This window comes from Segatella buccae ATCC 33574, from assembly GCF_000184945.1.
Classification (GTDB): domain Bacteria; phylum Bacteroidota; class Bacteroidia; order Bacteroidales; family Bacteroidaceae; genus Prevotella; species Prevotella buccae.
This window is the reverse complement of record NZ_GL586311.1, coordinates 2,606,034-2,621,752: the sequence shown is the minus strand read 5'-3', so window position 1 is coordinate 2,621,752 and position 15,719 is coordinate 2,606,034. Positions and strand designations below refer to the sequence as shown.

Here is a 15,719-nt window from a genome sequence, read left to right as displayed (position 1 = left end):
AATACCTCAAATGTAGAATTTAGGCTTGTTCAATATCATGCACGTCCTGCTGTGCTACGCTCTTGGAAGATGACATATCAACGTTCCACCAATCTGTTGAATACGGTTTTGGCGATTTTCTTTCTCTTGCAACCCTCTCAGCCGACTTATTCGCCACTCATACAACCTTTTGTGTGGCTTCCATTAAAATCTACCATTGAAGAACCAAATTCCGTATGGTGTGTTCGTCAAGCCGGTGAAGCCACTGGCCTTTCCAACGAACCGTCTTGCGCCATGAATTATAATGATTGAAAACGGCTCTGTATCTCAGCTTCTTGCCAACAGGGATAAAACTTTATGAAAAACCATGTTTTAGGAGATTTCAAGGTCGGTGTACTCTCATTTCATTTTACTTCCCTAAAATTCCCACTTTTCCTAAAAATTTTCTCATATCTTCATATACCTATAATTTAGCAGCTTGATAATAGTATTCACCATTAAATTATCAAGCAATGGATTCAAACAGCAATGACAACTATGTGCTGGTTTTGGAAGACCGCACGGAAGTGAAAAACAAACAGGAAGCAGGCAGGCTTTCCGTAGTATCGGGTATCGACGACAAGGGAAACCTCAAGACCACCGAGGTAACAGCTACAAATCAGACAGCATTCTTGAAGTTTAACAACAAGGACGGACTTCTCAAGAACTTCATGACCAACTTCCTCAAACAATTTAACAACCCGACTCACTTCGGGCTATATAAGGTGTTGGCGGACAATGTGGAGCAGGGCGTGGACAACCTGCGCACCATGCTCCAAAACCGAGAGAAGCCCGAAAGCAAGCAGCAGTTGGCGGAAATCGGAGTACCTTTTGGGGATTACCTGCCGCAAAAGAAGAACACCACAGCCATTGACCCGGAGAAAGTGGACTGGAAGATGCTCGACAATCTCGGTCTTTCCCGCGAACGGTTGGAACAAAGCGGAGAATTGGAAAAAATGCTCAACCGGCAAAAGAGTAACCTCTTGACGATTGCCGTTCCCATTGGCAACACGACCATCTACACCGAAGCCCGCCTTGCGTTCCGCACGGACGGCGAGGGCAACATCGGTTTGGCAATCCATCCTTTGAGAAAGGAGCCACAGCTCGACATCCCCTATATGGGCTACAAGTTCTCGCCCGAGGAGAAAGAAGCACTCCTTGCCACGGGTAACCTCGGCAAGACCATCGAGGTAATGCCCAAGAACGGCGAGCCTTTCTCTGCCTACGTCTCCATCGACCCACAGACCAACGAAATCATCGCCCTGCGTGCCGACCGTGTGAACATCCCCAAGGAAATCAAGGGTGTCACCCTCTCCGACGCACAGTACAAAGACCTCGTGGAGGGTAAGGCCGTGAAAGTGGAGGGCATGACCGCCAAGAGCGGCAAGACCTTCAATGCCACCTTGCAGGTCAATGCCGATCGGAAGGGCATTGAGTTCATCTTTGGAAAGAATAAAAGTCTGCAAGAACGACAGCAGCAAAGACTAACACAGCAGGGCGCACCCCGCAAACTCTGCGGCTTGGAGCTCTCCGAAAAACAACGCGAGGCACTTGACAGCGGCAAGACGCTCTATTTGAAGAACATGGTGGACAAGCAAGGGCAACCCTTCAATGCCTACGTCCGCATGGACAAGGAACAGAATCGCCCGCGTTTTTACAGATGGAATCCCGATAAGAAGCAGGAAACCGGCAAGGAAAAGGTCGTAGCCGTAGAATACAAGACGCAGGTAGCCGTGAACAACCATGGTAAAACCAATGAAGCCACCAAGAACGTGAAAGAACCGCTGAAGACAAGCCAGACACAGCCCACTGCCGAGCAGAAGCAAAAGCAGGACGAGAACAAACAGAAAAAGTCCCGTGGACGTAAGATGTAAAAACAAAAGACTCGCTTTTGCGAGTCTTTGTATGTGGCGGCAGTGGGGTTAATCACTATGTCTTAGGAATATATCATCTTAATATATAAAGGTCTTTATCTGCCACAACCCCAAGAGCCAATATAATATAATTCATAGGCTGGATCTCCTTTCTTATAAAACTAAAGATTGTAAGATAATCTGCAGTGAAACTTATAAGCAGAGGCAGCATATGACTGATTATACCAAAGCCTGAAGATATTCCCAACAAAGTGCAAATTATTGTCAGTGCAAAGTTACAAATTATTTATAGAATTACAAAATGAAAATATGTATTATCGCCGAGAAACCCTCGGTAGCCAGAGACATTGCCCGCATCGTAGGGGCAAACAGCAAGCAGGACGGATACTTGGAAGGCAGCGGCTATGTCGTTACATGGGCAATGGGACACCTCATTGCCCTTGCCATGCCCGAAGCATACGGTTTTTCCGCTTATAAACGTGAGGACTTGCCCATCCGTCCCAATCCCTTTCAGTTAACAGTACGACAAGTGCGTAAGGACAAGGAGTATATATCTGACCCTGCGGCACTCAGACAACTCAAGGTGATACGCTCCTGCTTTGACAAGGCTGACCGCATCATCGTTGCCACCGATGCAGGGCGTGAAGGTGAACTTATCTTCAGATATATCTACCAACACTTGAACTACCATAAGCCTTTCGACCGCCTTTGGATAAGTTCCCTCACAGACAAGGCTATCCGTGAGGGACTTTCCAATCTCAAACCCGGAAGCAGTTACGACAATCTCTATTATTCCGCCAAGGCAAGAAGCGAAGCCGACTGGCTGGTAGGCATCAATGCCAGCCGTGCGCTGTCCATTGCCCGTAAGGGAGGTTATTCTTTGGGGCGTGTGCAGACTCCAACTTTGGCAATGGTCTGCCGTCGGTACATAGAGAACCGTGATTTTTCTTCCGTACCCTATTGGAAATTATCAGTTCTCATGGAGAAAGAGGGCTTGCCGCTGAAAGCCGTAGACAACATTGATTATGAGAGTGAAGCATCGGCACAGACTGCTCTCGCTGCACTTCGCAGTCAGAGCCGGCTTATGGTAGAATCGGTCGCAAGAAAGGTGGGCAGTACACTGCCACCACTCTTGTACGACCTCACTGTCTTGCAGAAGGATGCCAACAGACGCCACGGCTTTTCAGCAGACAAGACCCTCTCGATAGCCCAGAGTCTCTATGAGAAGAAAATCACGACCTATCTCCGCACAGGCAGCCGATACATCAGCGAGGATATCTTTGAGGAAGTACCCGCCCTACTACGCAAGATAGGCAAGACACTATCAACTCCACTCAACCGTCATTCTGTGGACAATGCCAAAGTTACCGACCACCACGCCATTATTCCGACAGGTGAAACGCCTTTAGGGTTATCTACAGACGAAGCGACTGTCTATCAAATGGTGGTCAATCGCTTCATAGAAGCCTTTTCCCCCGATTCAGAGGAAGAACGTATGCAGGTACTGTTTACGGATGGCAACAGTACTTTTACTTGGAAAGCGTGCCGACAAATTTCCTTGGGCTGGAAAGCCGTACAGAAAGGTAAAGAAGAGGATGCAGAGAAAAAGGAAAAGGAAAACAACGATGAACAGGTTTTACCTTCATTGCCTGACTTGACGGAGGGTGAATATCTGCCTGTCCTCAATGCAGAAATCACCGAGCATAAGACCAAACCGAAGCCGCTCTATACGGAGGCGACCTTGCTTTCTGCAATGGAAAATGCAGGAAAAGAGGTCGAAGATACAGAAAGCAAGAAAGCAATGGCAGAATGTGGTATCGGAACACCTGCCACCCGTGCCAACATCATCGAGACGCTTATTCTCCGTGATTATATCCGAAGAGACAAGAAAGCCATCATACCTACCGAGAAGGGTCTGGCAGTCTATGAGATTGTCAAAGATAAGAAGATTGCCAACGCGGAGATGACTGGCAGTTGGGAACTTGCCCTTGCCGCTATTGAAGCAGGAAAGATGCCATCTGAAAGGTTCTCACTGGGCATTAACTCCTATGTAAGTACCATCTGCGAGGAACTCCTCTCGCTTTCTTCAGAGCAGAAGTCCTATCCTGTATACCGCTGCCCCAAGTGCGGACAGCAGAGTGTCGGCATTTATGCCAAGGTTGCCAAGTGTAAAAACGAAGGTTGTGGTTTTCACATTTTCCGAGAAGTCTGCGGCACATTGCTCTCCGAGGACAATATCCGGGACTTGCTGACCACAGGGCGGACACCCGTCCTCAAAGGCTTGACCAGCAAGGCAGGCAAGAAATTCAATGCCCGACTGGTTTTGAAGGATGATTATACCACCACCTTTGAGTTTGAGCAAAACAAGAAACGGAAATAGCATATTACTTCATTTCTGATACTAAAGTCTGACATTACGGTCAAGCTTTGGTGTCAAAGTGATTATTCCCATAATAGAATACGTTATACCTTATGGCATACAATAAGAAAGAAGTCCTTCAAGCCAACACGGAGGCTATCCGTGTAGTCTTGCGCCTGGAGAAAGAACGCCGTGAAGCCACCGAAGCTGAGAAAAGTATCTTGCGGAACTATCAGGGCTTCGGTGGCTTGAAATGTGTACTCAACCGCACAGATAACCCCGATGATATACGCTATTGGAGCAAGGCAGAGCAACACCTCTTCGAGCCAACCCAAAGGCTCAAGCAGATGATTTACCGTGAAGCCTTAGATGCCAATACCGCCAAGCGGTACTGGGAGAGCATCAAGGCAAGCGTACTGACTTCCTTCTATACTGATACCCGCATCGTGTCTGCTATATCAGGTGCACTTGCCTCCACAAATCTGCAGGTAAGACGATGTTTAGACCCTTCTATGGGTATGGGTGCCTTTGCCGAGACCTTTGCAAAGCAAGCGGGTGTTGTAGATGCAATGGAAAAGGACCTGCTTACTGCTCGTATCAGCCAAGCCCTGCACCCCTATGGCAAAGGCAATATCTTCGTCCGAAACGAGCCTTTTGAAGCCATCGGGGAATTGGAGGACAAGGACAAGTACGACCTTGTAACAAGTAACATTCCTTTTGGAGATTTCATGGTTTATGACCGAGAGTATAGCAAAGGCAAGGACACTCTTAAACGTGAGTCAACACGTGCCATTCACAATTACTTCTTCGTGAAAGGTCTGGACTGCATCAAGGAAGGCGGCTTGCTGGCATTCATCACCTCACAGGGCGTATTGGACAGCCCTCGTAATGAAGCCATACGCCGTTATCTCATGCAGAACAGCCGCCTTATCTCCGCGCTCCGCCTGCCATCGGGTATGTTTTCAGACAATGCAGGAACGGACGTAGGCAGTGGCCTCATCGTCCTGCAGAAGCAGACAGGTAAAGAAATCAGCAAGGGAATTGAGCAGCAGTTCGTAGAAACCGTTTCCGTTCCCAAGGAAGAAGGCTCTTCTGTCGTCTTCAAGCATAACTCACTTTTTGTAGGAGATTGGAAGGACATATCTCATCGCACCATTGCTACAGAGCGCATAATGGGTACAGACCCTTATGGAAGACCTGCATGGGAGTATCGATTCACGGGAGGGATTGAAGAAATGGCAGAAAGTCTCCGAACACAACTCTCCCTTGAAATGGGACAACGTATCGACCGTAAACTATATGAGACCGGTATACCGATGACAGAGGTAGAGCGAGAGGCAGAAGCAGAGAAACAGCTCCGCAAGTTGGGTATTACCATAAGTCGGGAAGAAAAAACAGAGAGGACAAAGACCGAAGACAAGGGTATAAACGATGCCTATAACCTCATGCCCGACAGTATCAGAAAGCAACTGCCTAAACTCTACAGCACGGAAAAGGAACTCATAGGCGATAAGGTTGCCTACGCACGCTATTTCTTCCCTATGGGAGCATACACAGCCTACCTTCTGGAGTATGACCCTAAGAGCCGCATTGGCTTCGGTGCCGTCACGATGGGTTACGGCTGGGAGCTTGGCAATATGTCCCTCGATGAGATGGAAGGCGTGAAGGTAAGAGGATTGGGGATTGAACGTGACCTGTATTTCTCTCCTAAGAAATTGCACGAGATAGCCGAACTGGAAGAAATCGTGAGGGGACAATATACCAAAGAAGAAGTGGTGGCAGAGAAAATCAAGGAAGATGCTATAACAAAGACAGAAACAGAGAATAAGGTTAAGGAGACTGTGACCATTGCTTCTGAGAACGATACGCAGGTAATGGAAGATACCGTTCCTGGCGGAGAGACAATCCCATTACAGCCGTCATCATCAGAGTCCGACCCACAACAATTCGTATCAGAACAGCCTTCCATAACTGTTGAACCTGCACCCGAAGGCGTTCCCGCCTTGACACTTCATCGTCAATACGAACAGGAAAGGTCGGAAATCCGTACGGATATTGAAGCCCCAAGAGAGATGAACGGACAGACAATATTCTTTGACGACGATCATCATCCAGTGGTGGACAACAACATGGAAGACATCGGACAACCGGAGCAGCTGTCTCTATTTGCCCCAGAGGAATACAGCCTTTGGACAAGAGAGGTTACCCGTGTGAACAATGAAATCAAGGATAATTCAGGAACTTCACAGGCACGCCGTCCTATAACTCAAACTACTCCCCAGAAACCATCGGAGTCCAAAATACAAAAGGCAGTAACCTCTCCTCAACGGCGTACCCGTAGTAGCAGGAGAGCAGCTTCTTCCTCTTCACGTGAGCCGTCGCTTTTCGACTTCATGAACGAAGCCGAGGAGCGCAAGCCGCAGCCGATAGCGGAAGTCAGAAAAGAGTTTGACGCTTCACCGCGCCCTTTTCTCTCTTCGCCGGACTCACACCTAAGAGACGGCTCCATTGTCGTGCAGAAAGGACAGATAGGCTTTCTTTCTGACTTAAAGCGACATCCAACCTTTAACCCGATGGACTTGCCGTATGCACAGCTTTCCCGCCTAAAAAGTTATATCGAAATACGGGAGTGCTATCATCGTCTCTATGACTACGAGGCAGAGAACCATGCAGAAGACAGGGAAGACCGTAGCAGACTCAACCACCTTTATAATGACTATGTTGCACGCTGGGGCTACTTTAACCAAAAGGCGAACACTGACATCATAAAGATGGATGCTACAGGCGTGGAAATGCTGTTCTTGGAACGCTCCGAGAACGGCAGGTACGTCAAGGCGGACATCTTTGATCATCCAACGGCATTTTCTACTACGGAACTGACCGTTGCCACAGACCCGATGGAGGCATTGGGTGCATCGCTCAACAAGTACGGCACGGTAGAACTTGACTACATGAGTTCGCTTTTACCTGATATGGAGGAAAGCGACATCATTTCTTCCTTGGAAGGTCGCATCTATTTCAATCCCGAAGAGAATGCCTACGAAGTGGCGGACAAGTTCATTTCGGGCAATGTAATAGAGAAGGCGGAGCGTATCGAGTCGTGGCTCTTGGACCATCCCGACCACGAAGAGGCAAAACAGAGCCTTGCCGCCCTGCGTGCAGCCACGCCAACACCCATTCCTTTTGCAGACCTTGACTTCAATCTCGGTGAACGCTGGATACCTGCCAAGGTCTATGGCAGGTTCGCTTCGGAGTTCTTCGGGACGGACATTGGCGTTTCCTACCATTCCAACATGGACGAGTACAGCATTGTCTGCGACCGAAAGAATGCCAATATCTGGCACAAGTATGCCGTACAGGGTGAGTTCCGCCGTTATGACGGTATCAATCTCCTGAAGCACGCCCTGCACAATACCATTCCCGACATCAACAAGAGCAAGGAGGTGACGGACAAGGTTACGGGAGAGACCAAGACCATCAAAGTCAGGGACGGACATGCCATCCAGATGGCAAATGCCAAGATTGAGGAAATCAGACAGGGCTTTGTCGATTGGCTCGGACGCACGCCTGATACGTTCAAGCAGCAGCTCTCTGACCGTTATAATCGTCTTTTCAACTGTTTTGTACGACCCAACTTTGACGGTACGCACCAGACATTTCCCGACCTTGACCTCAGACGGTTGGGCATTGCCGACCTTTATAAGAGCCAGAAGGATGCTGTGTGGATGCTCAAAACCAACGGTGGCGGCATCTGCGACCATGAGGTGGGAGCGGGTAAAACACTCATCATGTGTACGGCTGCCTACGAGATGAAGCGGTTGGGACTGGCAAACAAGCCGATGATTATCGGACTGAAGGCAAATGTATTCGACATTGCCGATACCTTTAGGAAAGCTTATCCTAATGCTAAGGTACTCTATCCAGGTAAAAACGATTTTAATAAGCAGAACCGCCAACGTATCTTCAACGACATCAAGAACAACGACTGGGACTGTATCATACTCACGCATGAACAGTTCGGCATGATACCGCAGGCCTTGGAGATACAGGAGGCGATTATGCAAAAGGAACTGGACTCCGTGGAAGAAAATCTCGAAGTGTTGCGGCAACAAGGAAGAGACATCTCCCGTGGCATGCTCAAAGGACTGGAAAAACGCAAGCAGACGCTTGAAGCCAAGTTGCAGAATATACAGGACAGCATCGCCGAGAGAAAGGACGATGCCGTGGACTTCAAGATGATGGGTATCGACCACCTTTTTGTCGATGAAAGCCACCAGTTCAAGAACCTGATGTTCAACACACGCCACGACCGTGTGTCGGGCTTGGGCAATCCTGATGGTTCACAGCGTGCCTTAAACATGCTCTTTGCCATTCGCACCATACAGGAACGGTCCGGCAAGGACTTAGGAGCCACTTTCCTTTCTGGAACGACAATTTCAAATAGCCTGACGGAGTTGTATCTCCTGTTCAAGTATCTGCGCCCGCAGGCTTTGGAGAAGCAGGGCATCAACAGCTTTGATGCATGGGCAGCGGTGTTCGCAAAAAAGTCCACCGATTACGAGTTTTCTATTACCAATGAGATTATCCAGAAGGAACGTTACCGTACCTTTATCAAGGTACCAGAGCTTGCCTCGTTCTATGCGGAGATTTGCGACTTCCGTACAGCCAAGGACATTGGCATCGACCGCCCTGAGAAGAATGAGATTCTGCATAACATACCACCGACACCCGAGCAGGAAGTCTTTATCGGCAAGCTGATGGAGTTTGCTAAGAGTGGTGATGCCACGCTTTTGGGACGAGCACCACTAAGTGAGAGCGAGGAAAAGGCAAAAATGCTCATTGCAACAGACTACGCGCGCAAAAGATTCAAGAATATTGTATCTTTCAGATAATCAATAAAATAAGAATGAATAAAGGGTAAATGGGTTACGAGATGGAAACGAGCGAGTTTCTTCTCCTTTCTTTATTCTGCATTACTTCAAAGAGCACTTAATCTTATTGTGCAAAGATAATCATTTTCCGATGAAATACAATTCTAAGACAAGAATTTTATGCGGAAAAATCAATTACTTTTAATTATGTTTGGGTAAACAATATTAAAAGTGTATCTTTGTGCTTACATGTTCTACAATATACAATGGTAAATCAACAGATGAAGGCGATAAATAGGATTAAAGCTGTTTTGGCGGAAAAACAATTGTCAGGCAAATGGCTGGCGAATGAAATAGGTCGTACAGAAAATACAGTTTCTCGGTGGTGTGCCAACAAAGTGCAGCCATCCCTCGAAAACTTACTTGATATCGCGGAAGCGTTGAAAGTCGATATAAGGGATTTGCTTAGACCCTCGCAAGAGTAATGCTGTAATTCCTCTTATAAGTTTTCTCTAATAGTAAACTTCTCATAATAAAATACTATGTGAAGATAATACAGTCAAGAATTATGAGCAAAAAAGATTTGACCGAAGAAGATATAAAGTTGCGTTTTATTACACCTGCCATTAACAATGCGGAATGGAGGAATGAGCATATCCGAATGGAGTATTACTTTACTGATGGAAGAGTGATATTTCAAGGTAAGGTACATGCACGTCAAACAGGTAAAAAGGCAGACTATCTTTTATTTCATGCTGCTAATAAGCCTATTGCTATTGTAGAAGCTAAAGACAATAGCAAACCTCTTGGGGGAGGTATGCAACAGGCGATGGAATACGCTCAGATTCTTGATATCCCTTTTGCATACAGTTCTAACGGAGATGGATTCTTAGAGCATGATTTTCTGACTGGGAAAGAAACAGAACTATCGTTGGAACAGTTTCCTACGCCTGATGCTTTGTATCAACGGTTAATCAAAACCAAACAGTTGGATAAAGAGGCTTTGAAAATCGTAGAGCAACCGTTCTATTCAGACCAATATACTTATGAGCCGAGATATTATCAGCGTATTGCGGTAGAGCGTACTGTTGAAGCTATTGCCAAAGGTAAAGACAGAGTGTTGATAGTTATGGCTACGGGTACAGGTAAAACTATCACAGCCTTTCAAATCATTCATCGTTTGAAAGCTTCTGGTGCAAAGAAAAAGATACTATACCTTGCAGACCGAAATATTCTGATAGATCAAACGATGGTACAGGACTTCAAGCCTTTCAAAAAGATTATGACCAAAATACAAGGTGCAGCTATCGACTCTGCCTATGAAGTCCATATGGCTTTATATCATCAACTGGTTTCTAATGAAGAAGGAGTAGAAGACCCATTCAGACAAGTTCAGCCAACTTTCTTTGATCTTATAATTGTTGACGAGTGTCACCGTGGTAGTGCTAAAGATGATAGCGCATGGCGAAAGGTGCTTGAGTATTTTAATACAGCCACTCAAATCGGTATGACAGCCACCCCAAAGGCAGAGAATGGAGCTAATAATCTTGATTACTTTGGTGAACCTGTGTTTACCTATTCACTCTTACAGGGAATACAGGACGGATTTCTTGCTCCTTATCGAGTAACGAATTCCTATATTAGCATAGATCTACAAGGTTTCAAACCGAATGAAGATGAGAAAGACTTGCTGGGCAGGGATATAGTGCAACGTTTGTATGAGCGTAAGGATATAGGTAGGGACATTGCCTTCACCAAGCGAAGGGAGATAGTTGCTAAGCGTATTACAAAGATGTTGAAACAGATAGGCAGAATGACTAAGACTATTGTGTTCTGTACGGACATAGAAGAGGCAGAAGCAATGAGAAGTCTGTTGGTCAATCTTAATGCAGACCTTTGTGCCAGAGATTCACGTTACGTTATGCGTATAACCGGTGATGACAATGTGGGAAAGAAACAGTTAGACAACTTTATTGACGTAGACCAAGCTTACCCAACAATTGTTACAACATCTGAATTACTTGCTACTGGTGTAGATTGCAAGACTTGTGGGCTTATTGTCATTGATAAGGAAATTGGCTCTATGACGGAGTTTAAACAAATCATCGGACGTGGTACACGTCTAAGGACTGACAAGGGAAAATGGCATCTGGAAATATTGGATTTCCGCAATGCCACAGCTAAATTCAAAGACCCGAAATTCGATGGCGACCCAGAACCCCCGCAAGGGAAAAATGGAAAGCCATACACTATACCAGACGAACCGTCAAGTGTTGTCTCGGAGCCTCATGTCAAGTATCTTGTTGAGGGAGAGAAAATCGCAATAACTACTGAGATAGTTAGCGTTCTTGGTGAAGATGGGAAAACCATGCGTACAGAAAGCATAACGGATTTCACACGCAAACAGATTAGGAAGCGTTATGCTACCTTAAACGATTTTGTAAAGAATTGGACAGAAGCGGAGCGGAAGAAAGTAATCGTTGATGAATTAAAGGACTATAGTGTCCTTGTTGATGCTGTTAGGGAGAAGAATCCTGCATTGGCACATGCTGACATCTTTGACGTGATATGTCATGTGGCGTACGATCAGCCGCCTATGGCAAGGCGTGAAAGGGCAAACAATGTTAAGAAGCGGAATTACTTTGCTAAATATGAAGGTAAGGCGCGAGAAGTGTTAGAGGCTCTTCTTGATAAATATGCGGATTATGGTATTTTGAATCTTGAAGACTCAGATATTCTTGACACAGACCCATTTAATAAGATAGGAAAACCACAAAGAATAGTGAAGCTATTTGGAGGGATAGATAAATATGAACAGGCATTGATAGAGCTTGAAAATGAAATATATAAGACGGCATAAAAATGGCAGTAAATAATATAGTAAAGCGTTTGCAAAATATAATGCGCCAAGATGCGGGTATTAATGGTGATGCACAGCGTATTGAGCAGATGACATGGATGTTTTTCCTAAAGGTGTATGACACGCAAGAGGAAACATGGGAATATAAGGCCAGTAAAGATCGTACAATCTTTGAATCCATTATTCCTGAAGAGTTACGTTGGAGAAATTGGGCGATAGATGAGAAAGATGGTGATGCAATGACAGGTGATGCTTTGCTTTCATTTATCAACGATAAACTGTTCCCTACCTTAAAAGGACTTGAGGTAACACGTGATACTCCTCGTAGCAAAGCTATTGTAAAAGAGGTGTTTGAGGACTTGAACCAATATATGAAGAATGGTATCTTGCTGCGTCAGGTAGTCAATGTTATCAACGAGATAGAGTTTGATGATGCAGCTGATCGACACATGTTTGGTGATATCTATGAGGGCATACTCAAAGACCTCCAATCGGCAGGTAACGCTGGAGAGTTCTACACTCCTCGTGCATTGACAGATTTCATCATCCAGCAGCTTTCACCTGTACTTGGTGAAACCGTAGGTGATTTCACATCGGGAACAGGTGGATTCCTCACTTCTGCATTGAATTATTTGCATAAACAAGTGAAAACTACCGATGATGGAAGACTTTATCAGCAAGCTGTCATTGGACAGGAGTGGAAACCTCTACCTTACCTTCTGTCTATCACTAACCTGCTCTTACATGACGTAGAATCTCCGAATATCCGCCATTGCGATTCACTGGGTACGAAGATGTCTGATTTCAAAGAGGAAGACAAGGTTAACGTGATAGCGATGAATCCCCCATACGGTGGAAGTACCGATGCTGCCTCTAAGAGTAATTTCCCTATGGAACTCCGTTCAAGTGAGACGGCAGACCTTTTCATGGTACTTATCATGTACAGATTGAAAGCTAATGGACGTGCAGCTGTCATTGTTCCTGATGGTTTCCTCTTTGGTACGGATGGAGCAAAGCTGGCCATTAAGCAAAAGATGCTTCGAGATTTTAATCTCCACACTATTATTCGTTTGCCTGGTAGCATCTTTGCACCTTATACCAGTATCGCAACAAATATCCTGTTCTTCAATAATGAACGAGCTGAGGGAGCTGAAGAAGGCTTCTCTACCGATAAAACATGGTTCTATCGTCTTGATATGCCAGAAGGATATAAGCATTTCTCTAAGACAAAGTCAATGAAATTAGAGCATTGTCAACCTATCTGTGATTGGTGGAACGATCGTAAGGAAATAGCTTCGGATGAATTGGGGGAGAAAGCTCGCTGCTTTACTGCCAAAGAATTGTCTGAAATGGATTTCAACTTCGACCAATGCAAGTTCCCTAAGGACGAAGAAGAGATACTCCCCCCTGCCGAACTTCTTGCCGACTACTTCAAGAAACGTAAGGCGCTTGACCACGAGATAGACAAGACGTTGGCAGAGATACAGCGAATATTAGGAATAGAAATCAGCAAGGAATAGTTACCACTTAATCTGACGGACAATGAAAGATTTGACAGTTTCAAATATAGAACGCCAAAATGTACTCAACAACCGTTTTGCTATTAATAAGATACAGGAGCAACTTGATATTACAGGCATGCTCTTTGAAGGCGAATATTGGCTGACAAAAAAAATGGTTGCCGAATTTTATGGTGTAGATGTTTCCACCATAGATAGATACCTTGCTTCTAATGGTGATGAGCTAAAGCATAATGGCTATGTTTTATGTAAGGGTAAATCACTGAAAGAGTTCAAGTTACAATTTGCTCACCTTATTAATGAGGCGAGCAAAACCACTCAGTTAGGTCTCTTTAATTTCAGAGCATTCCTTAATATGGGTATGCTGCTCACAGAGAGTGAAAGGGCAAAGACATTGCGTAGCATGATTCTCGATTTGGTTATTACTACAATACATGAGAAAACAGGTGGTGGGACAAAGTATATCAACAGAAGGGATATAAATTATATTCCAGCTGCTATAACAGAAGAAAATTATCGAAAGAATCTCACATCGGTAATCAGCCAATATGTACAAGGGCACCAAACATACAAGTACGCCCAAGTGACAGATCTTATCTACAAAGCAGTTTTTAAGGAGAATGCTAAAGAATATCGCGAAATACTACGCCTTGACACTAAAGACAATGTGCGCCATACTCTGTATGCAGAAGTCCTGTTGGTAATTTCGTCTTTTGAGAATGGTATCGGAGCAGCTATTCAGGAGCGATACAAGCAGAATGGTGCAAAGAAGCTGACTATTGAGGAAGTTGAACAGATTGTTGGTGAATTGGCAGAGCATCCGATGCAGAGACCTTATCTCTATGATGCCAGAACCAAAATGGCTTCGCGCGATTTCAGTTTCCGTGATGCCTATCATGGAAATATCGCTGAATATCTTAAAGCTCTCACTCCAGAGGAATTTGAACGGTTCATCGGAGACCAGTCTGTTGACTTCGACCATATATTGGAGAGCAATAAAGATGTGCTCAAACGCTTAAAACAGGCAGAGGATGAATAACGAGATACAATATATCAGTTATGAAGAATCATTGGTGGTTTATCGTAAGATGATAGATGCCAGCGATGGAGGATTTACAGGGGTTCGAGATGAGGGTGGCATACTTGCCACATTGGACTTTGTGCAGAATGACATGTACTATTCGACCTTTGCGGAAAAGCTCTCTTATCTGGTCTTCAAGTTCTGCTCAGGGCATTATTTCAATGATGGGAACAAACGCATAGCCTTAACTTTAGGAGCATATTTCCTCCATAAAAATGGTTATCCATGGGAGGCTTGCAAATTCATGCGCCAGTTGGAAGCTATAGTTTATCATGTAGCCGCTTCGCATATTGACCAAGATCTTCTCTTGAGAATAATGACAGCATTCATGTCTGGAAAAGATTATGATGAAGAACTGAAAATTGACATTGCTAATGCGATGAGTAATGGAGAGTTAGGTATAAATGGTGAAGATTACAGAAAAAAGAATGACAATGAAGATTATTAAGAAGATTCTGCTCATGATTTGTTTGTGTTGGGGACTTACGGCCAATGCACAGACTGTCGGATATACATATAAGGCGCTTGCAGCCGAAGGTTGCAATATGAAGTATAGTGTGGTGAAGCGGGACACAATGTACTCCATAGTTGCGACAGTAAGCTCAGACAGAATGAATTTCCTCAGTAATCCGACAATGAAGATAAGGACTTTCTCTGGAAAATACCTTGAATTAAAGGGGACTGTAATTGGTAATGGGAGCCAGTCAGCAGGTATTATCAGCGGCAATGTCGTAATACCTATTACGGAGATAAGTTCTACCGCTCAGTTTTGGATTACTCCACAGCAATTTGAAATCTTGAATGAGGGTGTGGCAAAGATACGTCTTTCCATGACACCGATGAATCACGAGCGTACTTTCAAGAAAGACAAGATTGGAAAAAAACTCTATCAGTTCTACCAGAATGAGGAACAAAAGGATGAAAACTTCTAAATCAATTGGAACAGAATGAACGGCAAGCAATTAAAAAACAGCATATTGCAATGGGCGATACAGGGTAAACTTGTACCGCAAGACCCTAATGATGAACCTGCATCCGTACTGCTTGAAAAGATTCGTGCAGAAAAGGCAAGACTTATTAAGGAAGGGAAAATCAAGAAAGATAAGAAAGAATCTATCATTTACCGTGGTGAGGAC

General features: G+C 45.0%; 10 protein-coding genes and 1 pseudogene. All 11 read left to right on the top strand.

What is annotated here, in order from left to right; genetic code table 11:
- The coding region (locus tag HMPREF6485_RS14240; protein ID WP_211205727.1) for a hypothetical protein at nucleotides 1-291 on the top strand (291 nt) is incomplete at its 5' end.
- Between the two features lie 200 nt (nucleotides 292-491).
- Complete coding sequence (locus HMPREF6485_RS10320; RefSeq protein ID WP_004346385.1) at nucleotides 492-1,892, top strand: DUF4099 domain-containing protein; 1,401 nt, start codon at nucleotides 492-494, stop codon at nucleotides 1,890-1,892.
- A gap of 301 nt (nucleotides 1,893-2,193) precedes the next feature.
- Complete coding sequence (topB, locus tag HMPREF6485_RS10315) at nucleotides 2,194-4,272, top strand: type IA DNA topoisomerase (RefSeq protein ID WP_004346383.1); 2,079 nt, start codon at nucleotides 2,194-2,196, stop codon at nucleotides 4,270-4,272.
- A gap of 92 nt (nucleotides 4,273-4,364) precedes the next feature.
- Nucleotides 4,365-9,143 (top strand): DUF2958 domain-containing protein, encoded by a 4,779-nt coding sequence (locus tag HMPREF6485_RS10310; RefSeq protein WP_004346382.1) that lies wholly within the window; start codon nucleotides 4,365-4,367, stop codon nucleotides 9,141-9,143.
- Nucleotides 9,144-9,388: 245 nt separating this feature from the next.
- Nucleotides 9,389-9,607: a helix-turn-helix domain-containing protein gene (locus HMPREF6485_RS10305; protein WP_004346381.1), complete on the top strand. Its 219-nt coding sequence runs from the start codon at nucleotides 9,389-9,391 to the stop codon at nucleotides 9,605-9,607.
- Between the two features lie 83 nt (nucleotides 9,608-9,690).
- Nucleotides 9,691-11,982 (top strand): EcoAI/FtnUII family type I restriction enzme subunit R, encoded by a 2,292-nt coding sequence (hsdR, locus tag HMPREF6485_RS10300; RefSeq protein WP_004346380.1) that lies wholly within the window; start codon nucleotides 9,691-9,693, stop codon nucleotides 11,980-11,982.
- Between the two features lie 2 nt (nucleotides 11,983-11,984).
- Nucleotides 11,985-13,502 carry a class I SAM-dependent DNA methyltransferase gene (locus HMPREF6485_RS10295; protein ID WP_004346379.1) on the top strand — a complete coding sequence of 506 codons (1,518 nt, stop codon included), beginning with the start codon at nucleotides 11,985-11,987 and terminating at the stop codon, nucleotides 13,500-13,502.
- Between the two features lie 22 nt (nucleotides 13,503-13,524).
- Nucleotides 13,525-14,541, top strand: a complete 1,017-nt coding sequence (locus tag HMPREF6485_RS10290) for a hypothetical protein (protein WP_004346378.1) — start codon at nucleotides 13,525-13,527, stop codon at nucleotides 14,539-14,541.
- Nucleotides 14,534-15,031 (top strand): type II toxin-antitoxin system death-on-curing family toxin, encoded by a 498-nt coding sequence (locus HMPREF6485_RS10285; protein ID WP_004346377.1) that lies wholly within the window; start codon nucleotides 14,534-14,536, stop codon nucleotides 15,029-15,031. The genes HMPREF6485_RS10290 and HMPREF6485_RS10285 overlap by 8 nt, the downstream gene beginning before the upstream one ends.
- Nucleotides 15,018-15,515 carry a hypothetical protein gene (locus HMPREF6485_RS10280; protein WP_004346376.1) on the top strand — a complete coding sequence of 166 codons (498 nt, stop codon included), beginning with the start codon at nucleotides 15,018-15,020 and terminating at the stop codon, nucleotides 15,513-15,515. Before HMPREF6485_RS10285 ends, HMPREF6485_RS10280 begins: the two co-directional genes overlap by 14 nt.
- 15 nt (nucleotides 15,516-15,530) lie before the next feature.
- Nucleotides 15,531-15,719, top strand: a pseudogene (locus tag HMPREF6485_RS14185) (restriction endonuclease subunit S); the annotation flags it as partial.

What these genes read in the sequence shown, in the direction of transcription:
- HMPREF6485_RS10320 (WP_004346385.1), top strand. Translation starts at nt 492, where the DNA reads ATGGATTCAAACAGCAATGACAACTATGTGCTGGTTTTGGAAGACCGC.
- topB (WP_004346383.1), top strand. Translation starts at nt 2,194, where the DNA reads ATGAAAATATGTATTATCGCCGAGAAACCCTCGGTAGCCAGAGACATT.
- HMPREF6485_RS10310 (WP_004346382.1), top strand. Translation starts at nt 4,365, where the DNA reads ATGGCATACAATAAGAAAGAAGTCCTTCAAGCCAACACGGAGGCTATC.
- HMPREF6485_RS10305 (WP_004346381.1), top strand. Translation starts at nt 9,389, where the DNA reads ATGGTAAATCAACAGATGAAGGCGATAAATAGGATTAAAGCTGTTTTG.
- hsdR (WP_004346380.1), top strand. Translation starts at nt 9,691, where the DNA reads ATGAGCAAAAAAGATTTGACCGAAGAAGATATAAAGTTGCGTTTTATT.
- HMPREF6485_RS10295 (WP_004346379.1), top strand. Translation starts at nt 11,985, where the DNA reads ATGGCAGTAAATAATATAGTAAAGCGTTTGCAAAATATAATGCGCCAA.
- HMPREF6485_RS10290 (WP_004346378.1), top strand. Translation starts at nt 13,525, where the DNA reads ATGAAAGATTTGACAGTTTCAAATATAGAACGCCAAAATGTACTCAAC.
- HMPREF6485_RS10285 (WP_004346377.1), top strand. Translation starts at nt 14,534, where the DNA reads ATGAATAACGAGATACAATATATCAGTTATGAAGAATCATTGGTGGTT.
- HMPREF6485_RS10280 (WP_004346376.1), top strand. Translation starts at nt 15,018, where the DNA reads ATGAAGATTATTAAGAAGATTCTGCTCATGATTTGTTTGTGTTGGGGA.